General features: G+C 71.7%; 25 protein-coding genes. 13 read left to right on the top strand and 12 right to left on the bottom strand.

What is annotated here, in order from left to right:
* Positions 1–19: 19 nt before the first annotated feature.
* Complete coding sequence (locus AB0G20_RS32015; protein ID WP_361308435.1) at positions 20–499, bottom strand: excalibur calcium-binding protein; 480 nt, start codon at positions 497–499, stop codon at positions 20–22.
* Between the two features lie 230 nt (positions 500–729).
* Here AB0G20_RS32015 and fabG point away from each other — a divergent pair, with 230 nt between their 5' ends.
* From fabG to AB0G20_RS31990, 5 genes are all read left to right on the top strand, one after another.
* Positions 730–1,491, top strand: a complete 762-nt coding sequence (fabG, locus tag AB0G20_RS32010; protein ID WP_361308433.1) for a 3-oxoacyl-ACP reductase FabG — start codon at positions 730–732, stop codon at positions 1,489–1,491.
* Between the two features lie 10 nt (positions 1,492–1,501).
* Entirely contained in the window at positions 1,502–2,260 is a 759-nt protein-coding gene (locus AB0G20_RS32005; RefSeq protein WP_033307414.1) for an SDR family oxidoreductase, read from the top strand.
* A gap of 198 nt (positions 2,261–2,458) precedes the next feature.
* Positions 2,459–4,045: an ABC transporter substrate-binding protein gene (locus tag AB0G20_RS32000; protein WP_361308430.1), complete on the top strand. Its 1,587-nt coding sequence runs from the start codon at positions 2,459–2,461 to the stop codon at positions 4,043–4,045.
* Between the two features lie 93 nt (positions 4,046–4,138).
* Positions 4,139–4,822, top strand: coding sequence for a uracil-DNA glycosylase (locus tag AB0G20_RS31995; protein ID WP_361308428.1), 684 nt, complete (start codon positions 4,139–4,141; stop codon positions 4,820–4,822).
* Positions 4,823–4,945: 123 nt separating this feature from the next.
* Positions 4,946–5,446 carry a hypothetical protein gene (locus tag AB0G20_RS31990; RefSeq protein ID WP_361308426.1) on the top strand — a complete coding sequence of 167 codons (501 nt, stop codon included), beginning with the start codon at positions 4,946–4,948 and terminating at the stop codon, positions 5,444–5,446.
* Between the two features lie 9 nt (positions 5,447–5,455).
* On the opposite strand, the gene AB0G20_RS31985 is transcribed toward AB0G20_RS31990, so the two are convergent.
* From AB0G20_RS31985 to AB0G20_RS31975, 3 genes are all read right to left on the bottom strand, one after another.
* The gene (locus AB0G20_RS31985) at positions 5,456–5,974 is read right to left on the bottom strand and encodes a hypothetical protein (RefSeq protein WP_361308424.1); all 519 of its coding nucleotides are present in this window, start codon (positions 5,972–5,974) and stop codon (positions 5,456–5,458) included.
* 112 nt (positions 5,975–6,086) lie between these two features.
* Positions 6,087–6,599 (bottom strand): DinB family protein, encoded by a 513-nt coding sequence (locus tag AB0G20_RS31980; RefSeq protein WP_361308422.1) that lies wholly within the window; start codon positions 6,597–6,599, stop codon positions 6,087–6,089.
* 43 nt (positions 6,600–6,642) lie between these two features.
* Positions 6,643–7,233, bottom strand: coding sequence for a TetR/AcrR family transcriptional regulator (locus tag AB0G20_RS31975; RefSeq protein WP_361308420.1), 591 nt, complete (start codon positions 7,231–7,233; stop codon positions 6,643–6,645).
* 82 nt (positions 7,234–7,315) lie between these two features.
* On the opposite strand from AB0G20_RS31975, the gene AB0G20_RS31970 reads away from it, so the two are divergent.
* Positions 7,316–8,500, top strand: a complete 1,185-nt coding sequence (locus AB0G20_RS31970) for an FAD-dependent monooxygenase (RefSeq protein WP_361308418.1) — start codon at positions 7,316–7,318, stop codon at positions 8,498–8,500.
* A 13-nt stretch (positions 8,501–8,513) separates the two neighbouring features.
* Entirely contained in the window at positions 8,514–9,419 is a 906-nt protein-coding gene (locus AB0G20_RS31965; protein WP_361308416.1) for a Gfo/Idh/MocA family oxidoreductase, read from the top strand.
* On the opposite strand, the gene lnt is transcribed toward AB0G20_RS31965, so the two are convergent.
* Both lnt and AB0G20_RS31955 read right to left on the bottom strand, forming a co-directional pair.
* Positions 9,343–10,908 (bottom strand): apolipoprotein N-acyltransferase, encoded by a 1,566-nt coding sequence (gene lnt, locus AB0G20_RS31960; RefSeq protein ID WP_361308414.1) that lies wholly within the window; start codon positions 10,906–10,908, stop codon positions 9,343–9,345. The two genes, AB0G20_RS31965 and lnt, sit on opposite strands and share 77 nt — an antisense overlap.
* A 131-nt stretch (positions 10,909–11,039) precedes the next feature.
* Positions 11,040–11,300 (bottom strand): nuclear transport factor 2 family protein, encoded by a 261-nt coding sequence (locus AB0G20_RS31955; RefSeq protein WP_361308412.1) that lies wholly within the window; start codon positions 11,298–11,300, stop codon positions 11,040–11,042.
* A gap of 78 nt (positions 11,301–11,378) precedes the next feature.
* Here AB0G20_RS31955 and AB0G20_RS31950 point away from each other — a divergent pair, with 78 nt between their 5' ends.
* Complete coding sequence (locus AB0G20_RS31950) at positions 11,379–11,981, top strand: DUF4291 domain-containing protein (protein WP_361308410.1); 603 nt, start codon at positions 11,379–11,381, stop codon at positions 11,979–11,981.
* Between the two features lie 40 nt (positions 11,982–12,021).
* Here AB0G20_RS31950 and AB0G20_RS31945 read toward each other — a convergent pair whose 3' ends face one another.
* The 3 genes from AB0G20_RS31945 to AB0G20_RS31935 all read right to left on the bottom strand — a co-directional run bounded on the left by AB0G20_RS31945 (position 12,022) and on the right by AB0G20_RS31935 (position 13,805).
* Complete coding sequence (locus tag AB0G20_RS31945) at positions 12,022–12,201, bottom strand: hypothetical protein (protein WP_361308408.1); 180 nt, start codon at positions 12,199–12,201, stop codon at positions 12,022–12,024.
* 98 nt (positions 12,202–12,299) lie between these two features.
* Positions 12,300–13,175, bottom strand: coding sequence for an undecaprenyl-diphosphate phosphatase (locus AB0G20_RS31940; protein WP_361308406.1), 876 nt, complete (start codon positions 13,173–13,175; stop codon positions 12,300–12,302).
* 159 nt (positions 13,176–13,334) lie between these two features.
* Positions 13,335–13,805, bottom strand: coding sequence for a helix-turn-helix domain-containing protein (locus AB0G20_RS31935; RefSeq protein WP_361308404.1), 471 nt, complete (start codon positions 13,803–13,805; stop codon positions 13,335–13,337).
* 93 nt (positions 13,806–13,898) lie between these two features.
* Between AB0G20_RS31935 and AB0G20_RS31930 the strand changes: the two genes are divergently transcribed.
* On the top strand, positions 13,899–15,068 hold the full coding sequence (locus AB0G20_RS31930; RefSeq protein ID WP_361308402.1) for a thiolase family protein: 1,170 nt from the start codon (positions 13,899–13,901) through the stop codon (positions 15,066–15,068).
* A gap of 22 nt (positions 15,069–15,090) precedes the next feature.
* Here the strand turns inward: AB0G20_RS31930 and AB0G20_RS31925 are convergent, their stop codons facing one another.
* Positions 15,091–15,882 carry a TVP38/TMEM64 family protein gene (locus AB0G20_RS31925; RefSeq protein WP_361308400.1) on the bottom strand — a complete coding sequence of 264 codons (792 nt, stop codon included), beginning with the start codon at positions 15,880–15,882 and terminating at the stop codon, positions 15,091–15,093.
* Positions 15,883–16,222: 340 nt separating this feature from the next.
* Here AB0G20_RS31925 and tuf point away from each other — a divergent pair, with 340 nt between their 5' ends.
* Both tuf and AB0G20_RS31915 read left to right on the top strand, forming a co-directional pair.
* On the top strand, positions 16,223–17,392 hold the full coding sequence (gene tuf, locus AB0G20_RS31920) for an elongation factor Tu (RefSeq protein ID WP_361308398.1): 1,170 nt from the start codon (positions 16,223–16,225) through the stop codon (positions 17,390–17,392).
* Between the two features lie 86 nt (positions 17,393–17,478).
* On the top strand, positions 17,479–18,324 hold the full coding sequence (locus AB0G20_RS31915) for a fused MFS/spermidine synthase (RefSeq protein ID WP_361308396.1): 846 nt from the start codon (positions 17,479–17,481) through the stop codon (positions 18,322–18,324).
* Here AB0G20_RS31915 and AB0G20_RS31910 read toward each other — a convergent pair.
* Positions 18,286–19,590 (bottom strand): MFS transporter, encoded by a 1,305-nt coding sequence (locus AB0G20_RS31910; RefSeq protein ID WP_361308394.1) that lies wholly within the window; start codon positions 19,588–19,590, stop codon positions 18,286–18,288. The genes AB0G20_RS31915 and AB0G20_RS31910 overlap by 39 nt on opposite strands.
* Before the next feature lie 149 nt (positions 19,591–19,739).
* On the opposite strand from AB0G20_RS31910, the gene AB0G20_RS31905 reads away from it, so the two are divergent.
* The gene (locus tag AB0G20_RS31905; protein ID WP_361308392.1) at positions 19,740–20,069 is read left to right on the top strand and encodes a hypothetical protein; all 330 of its coding nucleotides are present in this window, start codon (positions 19,740–19,742) and stop codon (positions 20,067–20,069) included.
* A gap of 70 nt (positions 20,070–20,139) precedes the next feature.
* On the opposite strand, the gene AB0G20_RS31900 is transcribed toward AB0G20_RS31905, so the two are convergent.
* On the bottom strand, positions 20,140–21,153 hold the full coding sequence (locus tag AB0G20_RS31900) for a hypothetical protein (protein ID WP_361308390.1): 1,014 nt from the start codon (positions 21,151–21,153) through the stop codon (positions 20,140–20,142).
* 175 nt (positions 21,154–21,328) lie between these two features.
* On the opposite strand from AB0G20_RS31900, the gene AB0G20_RS31895 reads away from it, so the two are divergent.
* Positions 21,329–21,766: a DUF4442 domain-containing protein gene (locus tag AB0G20_RS31895; RefSeq protein WP_361308528.1), complete on the top strand. Its 438-nt coding sequence runs from the start codon at positions 21,329–21,331 to the stop codon at positions 21,764–21,766.
* Positions 21,767–21,774 lie beyond the last annotated feature (8 nt).

Genomic DNA, 21,774 nt, shown 5'->3' with positions numbered 1-21,774 from the left:
CGGCCGCCTTGCCCGGCCGTCAGCGCCGGCGACGCCTCACCGCGTAACCGGCCGCGAGGGCGGCACCCGCCGCGAAGGCCAGGCCGATGGCGACGTCCCAGTCGCTCGGTCCCGAGGCCACCGCGCCCCCGAGCCCGCCTCGCACACCCTGGCTCGGAGCGCCGGTGGGAGTGGCGGTCACGGGAGCGGAGGGACTGACCGAGGGGCTGACCGAGGGACTCACGGACGGACTGGCGGAGGGGCTGGACGAGGTGGGTGACGTCGTGGGGTCGATGATCCCGCGGCGGGCCAGGGCCTCACACGCGATGCCGTCGTCCGGGCCCTGATCCTCGTCCAGTCTGTTGGGATCGCTCGGATTCGCGTCGAAGACGGCCTGCGCGTCCTCCTGGAAGGAGAAGTCGCGGCAGTCCAGGTCCTGCCGGGCGTGAGCGGGGTCGGCCAGCGGCACGATCGCGGCGATCGCGAACAGCGTGCCTATGGCACCGATGCGACGGCGCATGGAGCGCCTCCCTTCCAGTCACGGGTGGCTCGCGCTCCAACGCTAGGCGCCGAGGCATGCCGCGGCGCGTGGCCGTACGCCGATCGGGTGTCCTGGGGGACGCTGCCGGGCAGGGTGGGGCCGGGTAATGGATCACATGCCGACCCCGGCCGTTGACACCGCGTGCCAGGGCTTCTAGCGTCACACCCACTGAAGGTACTAAGCGGTCGCTCACCTGAGGAGTAGCAGTCATGTCCACCACTGAGCAGCGGGTTGCCGTCGTGACGGGTGCCGCGCGCGGCATCGGTGCCGCCACCGCCGTACGACTGGCCGCCGAGGGCCGCGCGGTCGCCGTGCTCGACCTCGACGAGGCGGCCTGCAAGGACACCGTCGAGAAGATCACCGCCGCGGGCGGCAAGGCCCTCGCGATCGGGTGCGACGTCTCGGACGAGGCGCAGGTCGAGGCGGCCGTCGCCCGGATCGCCGAGGAGCTCGGCGCCCCGACGATCCTGGTCAACAACGCGGGCGTGCTGCGCGACAACCTGCTGTTCAAGATGAGCGTCTCCGACTGGGACACCGTCATGAACGTGCACCTGCGCGGCGCCTTCCTGATGTCCAAGGCCTGCCAGAAGCACATGGTGGACGCGGGCTTCGGCCGGATCGTCAACCTGTCGTCGTCGTCCGCGCTCGGCAACCGCGGTCAGGTGAACTACTCGGCCGCCAAGGCGGGCCTGCAGGGCTTCACCAAGACTCTCGCCAAGGAGCTCGGCAAGTTCGGCGTCACCGCCAACTCCGTCGCCCCCGGCTTCATCGCCACCGAGATGACCAAGGCCACCGCCGACCGTGTCGGCATGGGCTTCGAGGACTTCAAGGCCGCCGCCGCCACCCAGATCCCGGTGGCCCGGGTCGGCGAGCCGGAGGACATCGCCAACGCCATCGCCTTCTTCACCGGCGAGGCGGCCGGATTCGTCTCCGGCCAGGTGCTGTACGTGGCCGGCGGACCGCTCGACTAGAGGACAAGACATGACTTCCGTGGAACTCTCCGGCAAGGTCGCCCTCGTCACGGGCGCCAGCCGCGGCATCGGCTACGGCGTCGCCGAGGCCCTGGTCGCGCGCGGCGACCGCGTGTGCATCACCGGCCGCAACGAGGACGCCCTCAAGGAGGCCGTCGAGCAGCTCGGCGCCGACCGGGCGGTCTACGTGGCGGGCAAGGCGCACGACGAGGCCCACCAGGCCGTCGCCGTCGAGCGCACGATGGAGGCCTTCGGCCGCGTCGACTACCTGGTCAACAACGCGGGCACGAACCCGGTGTTCGGGCCGATCGCCGACCTCGACCTGAACGTCGCGCGCAAGGTCTTCGAGACCAATGTCGTCTCGGCGCTCGGCTTCGCCCAGCGGACCTGGCACGCCTGGCAGAAGGACAACGGCGGCGCGATCGTCAACATCGCCTCCGTCGCGGGCCTGTCGCCCTCGCCGTTCATCGGCGCGTACGGCGTCAGCAAGGCCGCGATGATCAACCTGACCGTGCAGCTCGCGCACGAGTTCGCGCCCAAGGTGCGGGTCAACGCGATCGCCCCGGCCGTGGTGAAGACCAAGTTCGCCCAGGCCCTGTACGAGGGCCGGGAGGAGGAAGCCGCCGCGGCCTACCCGCTGGGCCGGCTCGGCGTGCCCTCCGACATCGGGGGCGCGGCCGCCTTCCTCACCTCCGAGCAGTCCGACTGGGTCACCGGCCAGACGCTCGTCGTGGACGGTGGCATCTTCCTCAACGCCGGAACCGGCTGACAGGGACCTCGCACGCGGATCGGCACGGGCGCCATGCGACACGAACGGCGCCCGTGCCGCCGTAAAGGGACCGCAAAGGGCGATGACAACGTCGTCAAAGGTTTATCGATCAAGAGGTCATGTACCGGGAGGGGCAGCGGGCGCGGCACTGCGGTATGGTCTGCCGACTCTTGGTATGGCAGCTCGAGGAGCGTGCGCGTGTTCAACCGGAATCGATGCCTGCGGCGGGTGGCGGCCATCGCGTCCATATCGTCCCTGCTCGCCGGGTGCGGCGTGCTGTCGTCCGACACCCCGGAGGACGAAGGACCGATCGTCCTGGGCACCACCAGTGCGCCCAGCACGCTCGACCCTGCCGCGTCGTGGGACAGCTCCTGGGAGCTGTTCCGCAACATCTACCAGACGCTCCTGAGCTATCCGACCGGCGCGAGCGAGCCCCAGCCGGACGCCGCCGAGAGTTGCGGCTTCAGCGACTCCTCGAACCAGGTGTACCGCTGCGAGCTGCGCGAGGGCCTGAAGTTCTCCAACGGCGACGCGCTCGACGCCCAGGCCGTGAAGTACTCGTTCGACCGGATCCGCAAGATCAACGTCAACGGTGGCCCCGCCGGTCTGCTGGGCAGCCTCGAGCGGGTCCAGGCGCCGAACGACCGTGAGGTGATCTTCCACCTCAACAAGCCCGACTCCACGTTCCCCTTCGTGCTGGCCACCCCCGCCATGTCGATCGTGTCCCCGGACGCCTACCCGGAGAACAGCCTGCGCAAGGACGGCGGCGTGGTCGGGTCCGGGCCGTACACCCTTGACTCGTACTCCGACGGCAAGGAGGCCGTCCTCGTCCGCAACGCGGGCTACAAGGGCTACGCGGAGCGCCGGAACGACGCCGTGACCGTCCGGTACTTCCAGGACTCCGGCGCCATGGTGAAGGCCCTGCGGGACGAGGAGATCGACGTGACCTACCGCGGTCTGGCCGCCGGTGACGTCGTGGAGCTCCAGAGCAAGACCTCCAAGGACGAGGAGATCCAGCTCGTCGAGGGCACCGGCACCGACATCAACTACCTGGTGTTCAACCCGAAGGACTCCTGGGCGAACAAGAAGGCCGTGCGCCAGGCCATCGCCCAGGTCGTCGACCGGGCGGCGATCGCCCACAAGGTCTACAAGGACACCGTCGACCCGCTGTACTCCATGGTCCCCAAGGGCCTCACGGGCCACACCACGGGCTTCTTCGACGACTACGGCGACCCCGACGTCGCCAAGGCCCGCAAGATCCTCACCGAGGCCGGCATCAACCAGCGCGTGCCGCTCACCTTCTGGTACACGAGCGACCGCTACGGCTCCGAGACCGCCGGGGAGTTCAAGGAGCTGGAACGCCAGCTCGAGGCCTCCGGCCTGTTCACGATCAGCCTGAAGAGCCGCCCCTGGAAGACGTACGTCGAGGGCTACCAGAAGGGCGAGTACCCGGTGTTCGGGCGCGGCTGGTTCCCCGACTTCCCCGACGCTGAGAACTTCATCGCGCCGTTCGTCGGCGAGCAGAACGCCCTCGGCACGCCCTACTCGGCGCCCAAGATCACCGGTGAACTGCTGCCCCGCTCGCGCCGGGAGAGCGACCGCGCGAACGTGGAGAAGGAGTTCGAGGAGGCCCAGCGGATCCTCGTGGACGACGCGCGTCTGCTGCCGCTGTGGCAGGGCCGGCAGTACGTGGCGGCCAGCCGGGACATCTCGGGCGCGGAGCGGGCCCTGGACCCGTCGACGATCATGATGCTGTGGGAGCTGCACCGCAAGACCGCCTGGTAGGCGGGCCGGCACCGGGCTTTCCCGGGCACGCTGTCAGTGGTCGCCTGTAGGTTCTGTGGCCTGGAAGTGACCGCACATCGTGAGGACGTTGACGTGACCGACATCGCCATGCTGCCCGAGTCCTGGCGCGGGGTTCTGGGCGACGAGCTGCAGCAGCCCTGGTTCAAGGAGCTGACGGAGTTCGTCGAGGAGGAGCGGGCGAAGGGTCCCGTCCATCCGCCGCGCGAGGAGGTCTTCGCGGCGCTGGACGCCACGCCGTACGAGAAGGTCAAGGTCCTGATCCTCGGCCAGGACCCGTACCACGGCGAGGGCCAGGGGCACGGGCTGTGCTTCTCGGTCCGGCCGGGGGTGCGGGTCCCGCCGTCCCTGCGCAACATCTACAAGGAGATGCACCAGGAGCTGGGCACCCCGATCCCGGACAACGGCTATCTGATGCCGTGGGCCGAGCAGGGCGTGCTGCTGCTCAACGCGGTGCTCACGGTCCGTGGCGGCGAGGCCAACTCGCACAAGGGCCGGGGCTGGGAGAAGTTCACCGACGCCGTGATCCGGGCCGTGGCCGGGCGTCCCGACCCGGCGGTCTTCGTCCTGTGGGGCAACTACGCGCAGAAGAAGCTCCCGCTGATCGACGAGTCCCGGCACGTCGTGGTCAAGGGCGCGCACCCCTCCCCCCTGTCGGCGAAGAAGTTCTTCGGCTCGCGCCCCTTCACGCAGATCAACGAGGCGGTGGCGGCGCAGGGGCACACGCCGATCGACTGGACGATTCCGAACCTGGGCTGAGGCGCGCCGGCCCGTACGGCTGTGCAGTGACGGGCCCGGTGGTGTCCGGAGCCGCCTGAGCCGGATCGCCCCCGCCTGCGGTTAGCGTCGGCGGGAACAGCCGGCGAGTGCGCGGAGGGCGTCGTGGCGGAGCGACAGGAGCAGGCGGCGCCGGATGCCGTGCTGACGCGGATCGGGCAGGTCGTCATGCTGCACCACGCGGGGGACCGGGAGGAGGCCCGGCACCGGTTCCTCGGCCTGTGGGCGGAGATCGGCGAGCACGGCGACCCGCTGCACCGCTGCACCCTCGCCCACTACCTGGCCGACACCCAGGACGACCCGGCGGACGAACTGGCCTGGGACCTTCGTGCGTTGACGGCGGCCGAGGAAGCCAGGGAGGAGGTCCTCGCGGTGACCGCGGTGATCGCGATCTACCCCTCCCTGCACCTGAACCTGGCGGACGACTACATCGGACTCGGTCGCCGCGATGACGCGCTCACGCACCTGCGGTGGGCCCGGGAAGCCGCCACCGCCCTCGCCGACGACAGCTACGGCGACGGCGTGTGGGCGGCCATCGGACGGCTGGAGTCCCGGCTGGGAGAGGGCGGCTCGGGGACGTGGGCGCCGCCGCGGCAGCGGCCCTGACGCGGCGGGTCAACGCCCGTACGTATCGCGGCAGATCGTCGCCTCCGGGCTGTCCGCCCGCCATCCCCCGTAGCGCCTGCCCAGCGCGCACACGTCCGAGCTGTTCGGGACGCTCTGCCGGACGTCCTGCCGTACCGACTCCGAGACGTCCGGACGGTCGGCGTGCGACCGCCGGGGGTTGCGCGGAGCGGGCTCGGGGTGTTCCGGACGGGCGGGACGCGGGCGGACGTCGCGCCGGCCGGGCTGCGGCGTCCCGCGTTCCGGCGAGGCCGCCGGGGGCGTGGCCGGGCGGGACGCCGACGCGGCCGGCTTCGGACGCTGGGACGCCTCTTCGATGAGTTGCAGGGCCTCACGGGCCGGTGCCTGCACGATCTGTGTCTCCGCCTCGCCCTCCGGCCGCGGTGCCGACGGTCGGGACGGTGCCGCCGAGGGCCCCGGCGCGGGGGGATGCGGGACCGTCGTACAGCCGGAGAGGGCCGAGACCGCCACGGTCACCAGGAGCGTCGCTGTGGTCGTCGTTCGATGCACCCGCGCAACTCTGGTGCGTCCGGCCCACGGTGGGGCGGCGGACAGGCGGAGGATGCCCCGCACGGGTGATCTCGCGCCCCGTACGGAGGGCGCCGGCGCGACGGGGGTGACGTCAGTCGCCGGTCGCGCCGTCGATCCGCTCACGGATCAGGTCGGCGTGGCCGTTGTGCCGCGCGTACTCCTCGATCATGTGCGTGTAGATCCAGCGCAGGTTGAAGCGCTCGCCGGTGCGCCGGTGTTTGCCCTCGGAGATGTCGTCGAGGCCGAAGCGGGCGGCGTTGCGCCGGGCGGTCTCGATCTCGGACTGCCAGGTGGCGTACGCCTCCTCCCACGTGTCGGACTCGGAGAGATGGAACTCGCCGTCGGGATCCTCCTCGGTGTAGTAGACCGGGCCGGCGTCCTCGGCCGCGAGTACCTTGCGGAACCAGCCCCGCTCCACCTCCGCCATGTGCCGCACCAGTCCCATCAGGCTCATCTCGGACGGTTCCACCGAGGCGGTGCGGAGCTGGGCGTCGGTCAGGCCCTCGCACTTCCAGGCGAGGGTCCGGCGGTGGTAGTCCAGCCAGCCCTCCAGCATGGTGCGCTCGTCGGCGGTGGTGGCGGGCTCTTGGCGTTCGTTCGTCATGCACGCATCCTTTCCGAGCCGCCCCCGCCGCACCACAAGATTTTCAGCCCCCGAGCATCCCCTCCAGCAGTTCCCGCAGCCCGGCCCGCACCTCCTCCAGGCTCGGCGTGGCGGCGCCGAACGACCCCGCCACGCAGCTGAACATCAGACCGTCCGCCCAGGCGATCAGCGACAGGGTGTGGCGGGCCGGGTCCGTCGAGCCCATGCCCGTGACCAGGGCGGTGAGCTGGTCCCGGAAGCGGGCGCCCGTGGCGTCGAAGTAGGCCCGCAGCTCCGGGCGGCGCGTCGCCTCCAGGGCCAGTTCGTAGCGGGCGAGTGTGAGCGCGCGGTTGCTCGTCAGGGCCCGGTGGGCCGCCAGGGCCAGCGCGTCCACCAGGGGTCCGGCTCCGGCCGCGGGGTCCGGCATCTCGTGCAGCGCCAGCACCCGGGCCTCGCGGTCGGCCAGGCGCCGCACCGCCAGCTCCAGCAGGGCCTGCCGGGTTCGCGCGAGGTTCGACGTGGAGCCCTGGGAGAGTGCGGCCGCCTCGTCGACCGCCCGGTGTGTGAGACCGCGCATCCCGCGCTCGGCGAGCAGGGCGAGGGCGGTGTCGGCGACCAGGTCGGAGCGGGAGGGGCCGGCGGTGCGTTCGGACATGGGGCTCACGCTACCCCTCCGACTACAGGTGTAGTAACGTCGACGGCGTCACTACAGGTGTAGTCACAAGCGAGGAGGAGCCATGGCACAGTCCGGGCATGCCGTCGTGATCGGCGGCGGAATCGGAGGCCTGACCGCGGCGGTCGCCCTGCACCGGCGCGGCCTGCGGGTCACCGTGCTGGAGCGGGCCCGCTCGCTGGAGCCGGTCGGCGCGGCGATCTCCCTCGCGCCCAACTCACTGCGGGCGCTGGACGTCATCGGCCTCGGCGACGAAATCCGCGATCTGGCCGCCTGGAGCGGGGGCGGCGGGCTGCGGACCCCGTCCGGGCGGTGGCTCTCGCGGACCTCCGCCGATGCCGCCGCCGAGCGCTTCGGCGGCCCGCTCGTGCTCCTGCACCGCGCCACCCTCATCGCGAGCCTGGCCTCTCGGCTCCCGCCGGGCACCATCCGCACGGACGCCGACGCGACCCTCGCCCACCGGGGTGACACCGACCGGCCCGCCCGCGTCAGGACGGCCGACGGAGCGCTGGAGGCCGACCTGGTGGTGGGGGCGGACGGTATCCGGTCCGGCGTACGCCACGCGCTCTTCCCCGACCACCCTGGGGCCGTGTACTCCGGGTTCACCACCTGGCGGGTCGTGATCCCCGTGCCCGGGGCCGAGTTCGCCTCGCACGAGACCTGGGGCAGGGGCCGCATCTGGGGCACGCACCGGCTCAAGGACGGCCGCGTCTACGCCTACGGCGCCGCAGTCACGCCCGCCGGCGGCCACGCGCCCGACGAGAGGGCCGAACGGCTGAGCCGCTTCGGCGACTGGCACGACCCGATCCCCGCCGTGCTCGCCGCCGCCCGGCCCGAGGACGTCCTGCGCCACGACGTCCACCACATCACCGAACCCCTGCCCGCCTACCACCACGGCCGGGTCGCCCTGCTCGGCGACGCCGCGCACGCCATGCCCCCGACCCTCGGCCAGGGCGGCAACCAGGCCATCGAGGACGCGATCGTCCTCGCGCACCACTGCGACGACCTGCCCGCCTACACCGCCGCCCGGCTTCCCCGCACGACCGCCGTCGCACGCCGGGCCGTGCGGGTCGCCCGCCTCAACCTCATCAGCAGCCGCGCCGGGATCGCCGTACGCAACACCGCCATGGCCACGCTGTCGAAGGCCGGGCCTGCCCTGTTCCTGCGCGGCTTCGACGGCATCGCCGACTGGCGGCCGCCGCAGGTGGACGCCGTATGCTCCGAGCAGACCCCGGCAGGCAACCGTTAGAGGAGATCACCCCGTGAAGGTCGGCTGCATCGGACTCGGCGACATCGCGCAGAAGGCCTACCTTCCGGTCCTCGCCTTCCAGCCCGGGGTCGAACTGCACCTGCAGACCCGTACGCCCGCGACGCTCGACCGGGTCGGCGAGGGCCTCCACATCCCGCCGGAGCGGCGGCACACCACCCTCGACTCCCTGCTCGCGGCGGACCTCGACGCGGCCTTCGTACACGCGCCCACGCTCGTGCACCCGGAGATCGTGACACGGCTGCTGGAGGCAGGCGTGGCGACGTACGTCGACAAGCCGCTCGCCTACGAACTCGAGGACTCCGCGCGGCTGGTGGCGCTCGCCGAGGAGCGGGACGTGAGTCTCGCCGTCGGCTTCAACCGGCGCTACGCCCCCGGCTACACGCAGTGCGCGGACCATCCGCGCGAGCTGATCCTGATGCAGAAGAACCGCATCGGGCTGCCGGAGGAGCCCCGCTCGATGATCCTCGACGACTTCATCCACGTCGTCGACACCCTGCGGTTCCTGGTGCCCGGCGAGGTCGACGACGTGACCGTGCGCGCCCGTGTCCAGAACGGGCTGCTGCACCACCTGGTGCTCCAGCTCGCCGGGGACGGCTTCACCGCGCTCGGCCTGATGAACCGGCTCAGTGGTTCCGCCGAGGAGATCCTGGAGGTGTCCGGACAGGACACCAAACGGCAGGTCGTCAATCTCGCCGAGGTCGTCGACCACAAGGGGCAGCCGACCGTGCGGCGGCGCGGGGACTGGGTGCCGGTGGCCCGGCAGCGCGGGATCGAGCAGGCGGTGCTCGCGTTCCTCGACGCGGTCCGGGCGGGCAGGGTGCTCAGCGCCCGGGACGCGCTGGAGACCCATGAACTGTGCGAGCGGGTGGTACGCGCGGTTCAGGATCGGACCGCCTGAGCCGCAGGGTCCGTGCGCCCTCGCCCGCGGCCCACAGGGCGAGGATCAGCATCGCCGCGTGCACCGTCCAGTCGCCGTGGCGGACGTAGGGCGTGGTGCCGTGGGCGAGGGGGATCTCGTGGATCTGCGTGGCGGAGGTGTCCGTACCGAGCCACGATCCGATGCGCTGTCCGCCCGGGCCGTAGACGGCGGAGACGCCCGTGAGGGTCGCGTGCACCATGGGGCGACCGGTCTCGGCGGCGCGCAGCGCGGCGAGTGAGGCGTGCTGCGCGGGCGCCCAGCTGTGCTGGAACGAGGAGGTCGACGACTGGCCGATCAGCAGGTCCACGCCCTCCCGGGTGAGGTGGCGGGTCATGTCGGGGAAGGCGGTCTCGAAGCACACCAGCGGACCGACGCGCAGATCGTCCCCGATGTTCATCACGATCGGCTGCGAGCCGCGCCTGCGGTCCTCGCCCGCGGCCTTGCCGACGGAGGTGGCCCAGCCGAGCAGGGAGCGGGCCGGGATGTACTCGCCGAACGGCACGAGCCGCATCTTGTCGTAGCGCTCGCCGGTCAGGCCCTCGGGCCCGACCAGGACCGAGCTCTTGTAGATGCCGGGCTGGTCGGAGCGCCGGGCGTCCACGTTGACCAGAATGTCGGCGCCCGTGGCGCGGGAGAGGTCCGCGAGCCGCCGGGAGAGGTCGGGGCGGTCCCCGAGGTCGAAGCCGATGCTGCTCTCGCCCCAGACGATCAGGTCGACGTCCTGGCCGGCGAGCCGGCGGGTGAGCTGTTCCTCGCGGTCGAACCGGCTGTTCGGGCCGTCGATGACGCCCGGCTGCACGACGGCGACCCTGACCTGGCCGTCGACGGCGGGGCGGGGCGAGTACGCCCAGGCGGCTGAGGTGGCGGCGGCCGTGGCGACCAGACCGGCCACGGCGGGCACCCGGGCCCGGCGGACCGCGACGAGGACGGCGACCGCGACGTTGACGGCCACGAGCAGATAGCTGAGCAGCCACACCCCGCCGACCGAGGCGAGCCGCAGCGCGGGTTCCACCTGCCACTGGCTGCTGCCGAGCATGCCCCAGGGGCCGCCGAGCCCCTGCCAGGAGCGGACCAGCTCGATGGCCAGCCAGCCCGACGGCAGCACCAGGAGCGCCACCGCGACCTGCCCGCGGGAGGCGAGACCGCCGAGGAGACGGCGCACCAGCCAGCCCCACGGGGCCCACAGGGCGCCGATGAGCGCGGCGAGGAGGAACATGAACACGTGCAGGCTCGGCATCAGCCAGTGGTGCATGGCCAGCATGAGGCCGAAGCCGCCCCACCAGCCGTCGTACGCGGCCCGCTTCCCGGTCGGCGCGGTGCGCAGCAGCAGGAGCCAGGGGACCAGGGCGACGTAGGCGCACCACCACAGGGACGGCGCGGGGAAGGCGAGGACGGGGAGGGCGCCCGCGACCACCGCGGCTGCCGAGCGGCGCCAGGGGGAGGTGAGCCAGTGGCCGAGCGTCTTCATAGGCGCCTCCTACCCCGCGGTGCCTCCAGTGTGCGCCCTGCGGACGATCCAGGCCGTGCCCGCAAGGTCCCGCCCGCCCCTCCGGGCGGACGACGGGGCTGTGCGGACACGGCCTGGGACAGGGCGCCGGGTCAGTTGATCACAGGTGCCGTCCGCGGCTCGGGAAGGCGCCGCCACTTCTCCCGTACGACCACCTCGCTCAGCCGCCAGCCGTCGTCCGTGCGCAGCAGCGCGAAGGCGTACCGGCCGCCGCACACGAAGTCGGGAGCGGGCCCGGCGGTGGCCATGGGATTGACGTAGTCGGCCTGGACCTCGGCCGTGTCGCCGGTGTCCTGCTCCCAGATCCCGAAGCGCACCCGCCGGTTGACGATCAGGTGCTCAGTGTTGGGCATGGCGGGGGCCGGGCCAAGAGCCGTGCGTGAGTGATATTCGGTGGCCGAGGCGGGGCGCCGGGGCCCAGCCTGTCCCTCGTGAAGGATCAAAACGAACCGAAATACCAGGTGCGCGCCCGCCACAGCGGGTCCACGATCACCGTCTATCAGGCCTACCGCCCGGAGATCGGCGGCCCCGCCGCCCGCCACGGCCGCTTCCCGGCCACCTGGAAGCGGGAGCGCATGACATGGATCAAGCCGTCGTTCCTGTGGATGATGTACCGCTGCGGCTGGGGCACCAAGGAGGGTCAGGAGACGGTCCTGGCGATCGAGATCGACCGTGAGGGCTTTCTGTGGGTGCTGCGCAACGCCTGCCTGTCCCACCACGTCCCCGCCCTGCACGGCGACCAGGCCGCCTGGAAGCGGCAGTTGAGGCAGGCGCCCGCGCGGGTGCAGTGGGATCCGGAACGGGACCTGCATCTCAACCCGCTGCCGCACCGGTCGCTTCAGCTGGGGCTCGCGGGGGAGGCCGCAGCGCGGTACGCGGACGAGTGGATCGTGGGGATCGAGGACGTCACGCCGCTCGCCGCGGAGATCCACGGGCTGGTGCGGGCGGGGCAACTGGAGGCGGCCGCGGGGCTGTTGCCCGAGGAGCGGCCCTTCGAACTCGACGACGAGGTGCTGGCGCGGCTGCGCGCCTGAAGGGGGTGGTTACGGGTCGGAAGGGGACTGCGGGGGCCGCTCAGGCCGCCTTGACGACGCCGCCTCGGATCGCGGCCGCCCATTCGACGACGAGAAGCTCGTACTCCGCGCGCTCCTCGGCCGACAGGGTGCCGCCCGTGCGCTGCCACAGCGCACGGATCTCCTCGTTGACCGCGGCAGCGGACCGCACGGAACCAGGGGTCACGAAATCGGGGGACATGCGGACAAGCCTAGGTGCAGCCACTGACAGCCCGCTACCGGACGGCTACCCGATCGCTATGCGGTTGGTCACGAGACCCGGGTCACACGGCCCCGGATTCAGCCCGCCGACTCGGCCGCGTGGGGGCTCAGGGCACCCATGCTGACCAGGACGATGATGAGGATGCCGAGCGCGATGCGGTAGTAGACGAACGGCATGAAGCTCTTAGTCGAGATGAACTTCATGAACCATGCGATCACCGCGTATCCGACCCCGAAGGCGATGATCGTCGCGAAGATCGTCGGACCCCACGAGACATGGCCGCCCTCCGTGGCGTCCTTCAGCTCGAACAGGCCCGAGGCGAGTACCGCGGGGATGGCGAGCAGGAAGGAGTAGCGGGCCGCGGCCTCGCGCTTGTAGCCCATGAACAGGCCGCCGCTGATGGTGGCGCCGGAGCGGGAGACGCCCGGGACGAGCGCCATGGCCTGGCAGACGCCGTAGATCAGGCCGTCCCGGACGCCGAGGTCCTCAAGGGCCTTGCGCTGCTTGGGTGCGCGGTGCTTGCCGCCGCTCTCGTCGCGGGCCGCGAGCCGGTCGGCGATGCCCAGGACGATGCCCATGCCGATCAGCATCGTCGCGGTGATCCGCAGATCGCGGAACGGTCCCTCGATCTGGTCCTTCAGCGTCACGCCGAGCACACCGATCGGGATCGAGCCGACGATGACCAGCCAGCCCATCCGGGCGTCGGGGTCGCTGCGCAGCGCCTTGTTCGTGAGCGAGCGCGTCCACGCCGAGATGATCCGCCCGATGTCCTTGCGGAAGTAGATCAGCACGGCTGCTTCGGTGCCGATCTGCGTGATCGCCGTGAAGGCCGCACCCGGGTCCTCCCAGCCCGAGAAGGCCGCCGTCAGCCGCAGGTGGGCGCTGGAGGAGACGGGGAGGAACTCGGTCAGCCCCTGGACGAGTCCGAGGATGAGTGATTCGAACCAAGACATGAGGTAGCGGAGTCCAAGTGCCGATCGTGGAACGGACGACGGGCGCACCGGGCCGCCGTCGCGATGAACGGGGGATCGTGTGTGCCGAGGGGGAAGCGTAGCGCCCCCGGAAGGCCGCCCGGACACAGGGGTTTGGTAGCCGCCGCCGACCAGCGGCGATCAGGCCGCGGTGGGTCCGGTCACCGTCCAGCCGGGCGACTGGGGGCGGGCCGTGAGGTCCTCGTGGCGCACCTCGTCGCCGCAGGCGCGGCAGGTGACGGCCGGGGCGAGGGCCCGGCCGCAGGAGTGCTCCAGGATCATCGGGCGGTCGCCGTCCGCCTGGAGATGGCGGTCGCCCCACGCCATGAGGGTCAGCAGCACCGGCTCCAGCTCCAGTCCCGCCTGGGTCGGCCGGTACTCGAAGCGCTGGGGGCGCTCGCTGTAGAGGTGCTTGGCCAGGATCCCGGCGTCGACGAGCCGGCGCAGCCGGGTGGCCAGGATGTCGCGCGGGGCGCCGATGTTGCGCACCAGCTGGTCGAACCGGCCGTTGCCCAGGCACACCTCCCGCAGCACGAGCAGGGAGTACTTCTCGCCGACGAGCGCGAGGGTCTCGGCGATGGAGCAGGGGCGCGGGTCTTTGCGGGCGGCCATGGGTCTCAGTCTAGAAGAGGGTTGGATTTTCCAACCCGTCGGGCTACCGTGAGTTCGGATTTCCTACTCACTAGTAGTCGTGGAGGCCCGCACATGCGTGACGCAGTCATCGTCGAAGCCGTACGCACCCCGATCGGCAAGGGCAGACCGAACGGCGCCCTGGCGCACGTCCACCCGGTGGAGCTCCTCGCCCACACCCTGCGCACCCTCGTCGAGCGGTCCGGGATCGACCCGGCGCTGATCGACGACGTCATCGGCGGCACCGTCGACCAGGTCGGCGAGCAGGCCATGAACACCACCCGCTACGCGCTGCTGTCCGCCGGCTTCCCGGAGTCGGTGCCCGCGACCACCGTGGACCGCCAGTGCGGCTCCTCCCAGCAGGCCGTGCACTTCGCGGCGCAGGGCGTGCTCTCGGGCGCATACGACCTGGTCGTGGCCTGCGGGGTCGAGTCGATGAGCCGGGTGCCGATGTGGTCGAACGTGCCCGAGGGCAAGGATCCCTTCGGTCCCGGAGTCGCCGAACGCTACCCGGAGGGGCTCGTTCCGCAAGGGATCAGTGCCGAGCTGATCGCCGCGAAGTGGTCGATCGGCCGCGAGCAGATGGACGCCTTCGCCGTCTCCTCCCACCGCAAGGCCGCCGCGGCCTGGGAGGGCGGGCTCTTCGACGCCGAGGTCGCGCCGCTGGAGGGCCTCGCGCGCGACGAGTGCGTGCGGCCCTCCAGCACCCCCGAGATCCTCGCGGGGCTCAAGCCCGCCTATCACGACCCGGGCTTCGCCGAGCGCTTCCCGCAGATCGAGTGGAACGTCACGGCGGGCAACGCCAGCCCCGTCAACGACGGCGCCTCCGCCGTCCTCATCACCTCCGGCGAGACGGCGGCCCGGCTCGGGCTGCGCCCGCTCGCCCGGCTGCACAGCTTCGCCGTCACCGGCTCCGACCCGCTGCTGATGCTCACGGGCGTGATCCCGGCGACCGAGAAGGTGCTGCGCAGGGCCTCGCTGACCCTCGACGACATCGACCTGTTCGAGGTCAACGAGGCGTTCTCCAGTGTCGTACTGGCCTGGCAGCAGGAGACCGGCGCCGACCTCGCCCGGGTCAACGTGCACGGCGGGGCCATCGCGCTCGGGCATCCCCTCGGCGCGAGCGGCACCCGGCTGACGACGACGCTGGTGCACGCGATGCGGGAACGAGGCGCCCGGTACGCGCTCCAGACCATGTGCGAGGCGGGCGGACTCGCCAACGCCATGGTGCTGGAACGGGTCTGAGCCGGGCAGGTGTGACGGCGCGTCAGAGGCGGCGCAGCTGGTGCCGCTTGCGCCAGGCCACCACCACGCCCGCCAGCGCGGGCAGGGCGATGCACGCCAGGGCGATCAGAAACGCGGGAGAGGTCGGGGCGGAGGCGCGGGCGCCCGCGACGACGTAGGCGGCGGTGTTCGGGATCGAACCGAGGCCCGTGGCCAGCAGGAACGGCAGCAGGCCCATGCGGGAGACGGAGGCGCAGTAGTTCGCGGCCCAGAACGGCACACCCGGGAACAGCCGCACCGCCAGCATCGAACGGAAGCCGTGCCGGCTGAGCTGTCCGTCCGCGGCCTTCAGCCAGCGCCCCCGCAGCAGCGGGCGCAGGGCGTCCTGGCCCAGCGCCCGGCCCAGGCAGAAGGCGATTCCGGCGCCGAGCACCGTGCCGGCCAGAGCCACGCCGATACCGAGCTGCGATCCGAACAGGGCGCCCGCCGCGAGGTTCAGCAGCGGCCTCGGCACGAACGCCACGGTGCACACGCCGTACGCCACCGCGAACACCGCGGCTGCCGCGGCTCCGCCGAGCTGCGGCGGCCAGCCCTCCGTCAGCAGCCGCTGCGGCTCGAACAGCAGCACCCCGCTCGCGCCCGCGGCGAGCAGCACGACGAGCAGGGACAGCCGCGACCACGGGGACAGCAGAACTCTCGTGCAGCGGGCGGCGAAACGGGTCGGTACGGCGGGTGAGACGGTCGTTGCCGGGGGTACGGCGACGGCGAGCTCCGCGGCGGTGGCCCGGGGAGAGGCCGTGGCGGTGCCCCCAGAGCGGGTGGTGGCATCGAGCATCCGGTGACACTAACCGACAAATGTGTGTGATCGCCGTATGGTTCGTCTCACGAGCGTCACAGGTCGCCGTGCGCAACCCCCCGCGCAGGCAACCGAAAACCATTCGACGTGCGGTAAAGCGTCGGCAATGATCGACGACATGTTCCGGCACGCCTTCGCCCTCGCAGCATCCGTGGTCACGGATGCCTCGAAGGCTGCCGTCGCCGATCTCCCGGCCGTGACAGACGGCGCCCGAAGCTGACCCTCTCCGGTTCGTCCGGCGGACCCCGCAAGGGGAGGGTCGGGCAGGTCCTCGGGGTCCCTTTCCTTCTTCGCTGATCCGACGCTTCGAGGTACAGCCATGTCCAAAACGGCTTATGTCCGCACGAAACCGCATCTCAACATCGGCACGATGGGTCATGTCGACCACGGCAAGACCACACTGACGGCCGCCATCACCAAGGTCCTCGCCGACCGCGGCAGCGGCGCCTACGTGCCGTTCGACCGGATCGACCGGGCGCCCGAGGAGGCGGCGCGCGGCATCACCATCAACATCGCGCACGTCGAGTACGAGACCGACACCCGGCACTACGCGCACGTGGACATGCCGGGCCACGCCGACTACGTCAAGAACATGGTCACCGGCGCCGCCCAGCTCGACGGGGCGATCCTCGTCGTCTCCGCGCTCGACGGGATCATGCCGCAGACCGCCGAACACGTCCTGCTCGCCCGGCAGGTGGGCGTCGACCACATCGTGGTCGCCCTCAACAAGGCCGACGCGGGGGACGAGGAGCTGACCGACCTGGTCGAGCTGGAGGTCCGCGACCTGCTCACCGCGCACGGCTACGGCGGTGACTCCGTACCCGTCGTGCGCGTCTCCGGCCTGAAGGCGCTGGAGGGGGACCCGCGCTGGACGGCGTCCGTCGAGGCGCTGCTCGACGCGGTGGACACGTACGTGCCGATGCCGGAGCGGTATGTCGACGCGCCGTTCCTGTTGTCCGTCGAGAACGTGCTGACCATCACCGGGCGGGGGACCGTGGTGACCGGAGCGGTCGAACGGGGTGTGGTGCGGGTCGGTGACCGGGTCGAGGTGCTCGGGGCCTCCGTCGAGACGGTGGTCACGGGGCTGGAGACCTTCGGGAAGCCGATGGAGGAGGCGCAGGCCGGGGACAACGTGGCGTTGCTGTTGCGAGGGGTGCCGCGGGATGCCGTGCGGCGGGGCCATGTGGTCGCGGCGCCGGGGAGTGTGAAGCCGCGGCGGCGTTTCTCGGCGCAGGTGTACGTCCTGTCGGCCCGTGAGGGCGGGCGGACGACGCCCGTCTCCTCCGGGTACCGGCCGCAGTTCTACATTCGGACCGCGGATGTGGTGGGGGTGGTCGACCTGGACGAGGTGGCGGTGGCCCGGCCCGGCGACACCGTTGCCATGACCGTGGAACTGGGGCGGGACGTGCCGTTGGAGGCGGGGCTCGGGTTCGCCATCCGTGAGGGTGGGCGGACCGTCGGGGCGGGGACCGTGACCGTGGTGGGCTGAGGTCGTGGGGGACTGCGGGACCGTTGTGGCTGGTCGCGCAGTTCCCCGCGCCCCTGAAGGGCGATCGCCCCCTGCACAATGGCGGGGTGAAGGATCCCATTCCCGTGGCCAGGATCACCGATCACGGCACCGCCAAGCTGATGCCCGACATCGATCGGGAACGGGCCTGGTTGCTGACCGTGGACGGGGCGCCGCAGTCCTACGTCGATCTCGACGACCCCGCGCATCTGGAGTTCGAGTACACAAGGCGGCTCGGGCATGTGCTGGACGTCGTGGCCGAGCCGGGGCGGGCGCTGGACGTGGTGCATCTCGGGGGTGGGGCGTTCACCTTGCCGCGGTACGTGGCCGTGACCCGGCCGGGGTCGCGGCAGGACGTCGTCGAGGCCGACCGGGGGCTGCTGGAGCTGGTGTCCGGGCATCTGCCGTTGCCCCAGGGCGCGGACATCGCCCTGCACGCGGCGGACGCGCGCCGCTGGCTGGAGAACGCTCCCGCGGCCTCGGCGGACGTTCTCCTCGCGGACGTCTTCAGCGGGTCGCGGGTGCCGGCCCACCTCACATCGGTCACCTACGTCCGTGAGGCCGCCCGGGTGCTGCGGGGGAGCGGGGTCTATCTCGCCAATCTCCCCGACGCAGCTCCCTTCGGCTTCCTGCGGTCGCAACTCGCCACGCTGGCCACCGTCTTCGAGGAGCTGGTGCTGATCGCCGAGCCGGGGGTGCTGCGCGGGCGGCGGTTCGGGAACGCCGTGCTCGTCGCCGGTCATCAGCCGGTCGATGTCGTCGCCCTGGCCCGGCTCACCGCCGCCGACGCCTTCCCCGCACGGGTCGAACACGGCGTCGCCCTGCGGGAGTTCATCGGCGGTGCGCGGGCGGTGCGGGACGAGGACGCCGTGCCGTCACCCGAGCCCCCCGACGGGGCGTTCGGCATCGGCTGACGCGTGCGCGATGCCGCCCTTGGCCACCGGTGTGGTCCGGCGGCGCAGATTGCGTACGTCCGGTACGCACAGCACGGCCGCCGTGACCAGGACGACCAGGCCGGCGCAACCCCACAGGGCCGCCGTGCGGCCGAAGGCCTCCTCGGCCGGGCCGGCCGAGGCCGTGGCGAGGGGGACCAGCGCGACGGAGCCGAACCAGTCGTACGCCGAGACGCGGGAGAGCTTGTGCTCGGGGATCTCCTGGTGCAGTGCCGTCATCCAGGACACGCCGAACACCTCCACCGTCGCCCCGGCGACGAACATCACCCCGAACAGGACGCCGATCGGCACCGGGACGGCGAGGGCGGCCGAGGGCAGGGCCAGGGGGAACACGCAGAGGGTGCCGGCGAGGAGCAGCCGACGGGGTTTCCAGCGGGTCATCAGCAGGGCGCCGGCGACGGTGCCCGCGCCGAACGCGCCCAGGGCGAGTCCCCAGGGGCCCGCACCACCGAGGTGGTCGCGGGCGACGAGCGGGCCGTAGACCGCGTCCGCGGCGGCGACGACCGCGTTGGCGATGGAGAACTGGACGACGATGCCCCACAGCCAGGGTCGGCCCGCGAACTCGCGCCAGCCGTCCCGCAGGTCGGCGAGCAGGCCGCCGCCCGGGGCGCGGGGCGGGATGTGGCCGACGTCCAGGAAGGCCCGCAGCGCCCCGGCGAGCGCGAAGGCCGCCGCGTCCGCCGCGAGCACCCAGCCGGGCCCGATCGCAGCGACCATGGCGCCGCCGAGCGCGGCACCGCCGAGGACGGCGCCCTGCATCGCCATCCGGAACACGGCGAACGCGCGGCCCGCGTGCTCGCCCTCGACCGAGGACATCAGCATGCCCTCGGCGGCCGGTCCGAAGAAGGCCTGGCCGGTACCGCCGAGCGCGGCGAGCAGCATCATGTGCCACAGCCGGGGCTCCCCGGCCAGCACCAACGCGGCGAAGGCGGCCTGGGAGAGGCAGTTCAGGACGTTGGCCGCGACCATCACATGGTGCCGGGGCAGCCGGTCCGCGACCGCGCCGCCGATCAGCAGGAACAGCACCAGAGGCAGCGTCCGCGCCGCCGCCACCAGGCCGACGTCGCCGCCGTCGCCGCCTGCTTCGAGGACCGCGAACGCCGCCGCGACCAGGGCGCCGTGGCTGCCCAGACCGGTGACGACCGCGGCGGCGGTCAGCAGGGAGTAGTTGCGGCCCGCCCAGGAGGGTCGGCGGGGGCTCGGAGAGGAGGCGGTCGGGGACGTCACCGGGCGACTATCCCCGCCCGGGGCCCCTGTCGCCAAACGGTTTGCGCGCCGTTGTGACGCACCGATAAATTGATCTTGCTCTTGTCGTGTCATGTCCGCGACTTGTTCGCCACCCCCAGGACCGACACGGTTCCCAAGGAAGGAAATCAATGCGGAAGCGTTCTGCGACGCTGCTGGCCACGGCGGTACTCATCGGTGCCGCGCTGCCCCTCATGGGTGCGGGCTCCGCCTCGGCGGCCGGTTTCAAGTGCCAGCCGACATCCCACGACTACGTGGTCGTCAAGGAGAAGGCGGCGGTCCACTCCAGCTTCTCGGCGAACGCCAGGGTGGTCGACTACGTCTACAAGAACAACGAGGTGCACGCCTACTGGGACTGCACCAACTCCTCGGGGAACCCCTGGGTCTGCATCGGCAGCTGCCGTGTCGGCGAGGACTCCATCTCGGGGCGCTGGGTCTACCGCGGGTACCTGAAGGGCTGACGCCCGTCACGATGCTCCGGTGAGCCGGGCCCGCCCCTGTCGCAAGGGGCGGGCCCGTTCCGTTTCCGGATCAGCCGCCGGTCGGCTCGCCGTGCAGCCGGACCGTGCTGAGGATCTTCAAGACGGTCTTCTCGGGCACCTCGCCCTTGACACCCTTGGCGCCGAAGAAGCTCCACGCCACGAAGTCGCCGGCGGAGTTCTTGAAGCCGAACGTGACCGCCTTGCCGTCGCTCGCGCACTTGCCCGTGTCGGGCGTGTTCTCCGAGTGCGCCCAGGCGACGCTGCCCTTCACGCCCGAGGCGGTGGTGTAGGGCTTGGCCTTGTCGTCGGTCTTGACGCTCTTCTTGTCCGGCTGCGTGTAGCCGCCGTACACCCACCAGGCCACCTGGTTGACCGCGACCTCGTCGGTGTTCTTGGCACCGTCGGCGCCCTTGGTGCCCGCCCCGGCCAGTGACTCGGTCTCGCTCCTGCCGTCCTTGTTGTCGTCGCTCGTGCACCACTTGGACTTGTAGAACGCCGGTGCCGACATGAGGATCAGCGGCTTGCCGTCGTCGGACTTCTCGTCCTCGAAGAAGACGGACGAGGTCGGGGAGGCCACCTCCCAGTCCGCCGGGACGTCGAAGGCCGTGCCCCACTTGGGGTTGATGACGACCTTCCAGCCCTTGACCGTGGGCTTGGCCTCCTCGCCGCCGCGGGGGTTGTCGCCCGTGGCGGGGACGCTCGGCTCCTCGGCCGACGGGCTCGACGACGTCGTGCCGCCCTTGCCCTTCTTGCCGCCGTCCGCCGTGTCGTCCTTGTCGCCGCCCAGCACCAGGAAGCCGGTGACGCCGGCCGCCACGACCACCGCCGTGGCGGCGATGATCGCGACCAGCTTCGTCCGGTTGCCGCCGCCTCCGCCCTGCGGGGGCTGCGGTGCGCCGGCCGGCGCGGGGGTGCCCCACTGCGGCTGCTGCCCATAGGCGTTGGGCTGCTGCTGGTACCCCGGCTGCTGGTACGGATTCGGCTGCTGGTACCCCGGCTGCTGGTACGGGTTGCTCGCTTGCGGGTTCTGCTCGCCCCCGGGCGGCTGCTGTCCTGGCCACATGGGCAGTCACCCTAGCCGCGCTCCGGACACGATTCGGTCACTGCCCGTGGACGGAGACGTAGCAACCCGGCGACAGGGCGGTGTGGATGTGGTGCGGACCGATGCGGCGGTCGTCACACCGGCCTGGTCAGCCGTCTCTACTCGTGAGTAACATTCGGGCATGAGCGCAGACCAGATGTCCATCGGCGAGATGCTCGCCGCCACGGTGCCCATGGCCCGGACCCTGAACCTCGAGTTCCTCGAGACCTCGCCGGAGCGGGCGGTGGTGTCGCTGCCGGACCAGGGTGAGTACCACAACCACGTGGGCGGCCCGCACGCCGGTGCGATGTTCACGCTGGGCGAGTCCGCGAGCGGGGCGATCGTGCTGGCCGCGTTCGGCGACCAGCTCTCGCGTGCCGTCCCGCTCGCCGTCAGCGCCGAGATCTCCTACAAGAAGCTGGCGATGGGCCCCGTCACCGCGACGGCCACCCTCGGCCGCCCGGCCTCCGAGGTCGTCGCCCAGCTCGACGCCGGTGAGCGCCCCGAGTTCCCGGTGACCATCGCCATCCAGCGGGCCGACGGCGCCGTGACCGGCGAGATGACCGTGGTGTGGACCCTGCGGCCCAACGGCTGATCAGGCTG

The sequence above is a fragment of the Streptomyces sp. NPDC024017 genome (assembly GCF_040638895.1).
Classification (GTDB): domain Bacteria; phylum Actinomycetota; class Actinomycetes; order Streptomycetales; family Streptomycetaceae; genus Streptomyces.
Note: the sequence above shows the minus strand (reverse complement) of the source record. Positions and strands in the feature narration are given on the sequence as shown.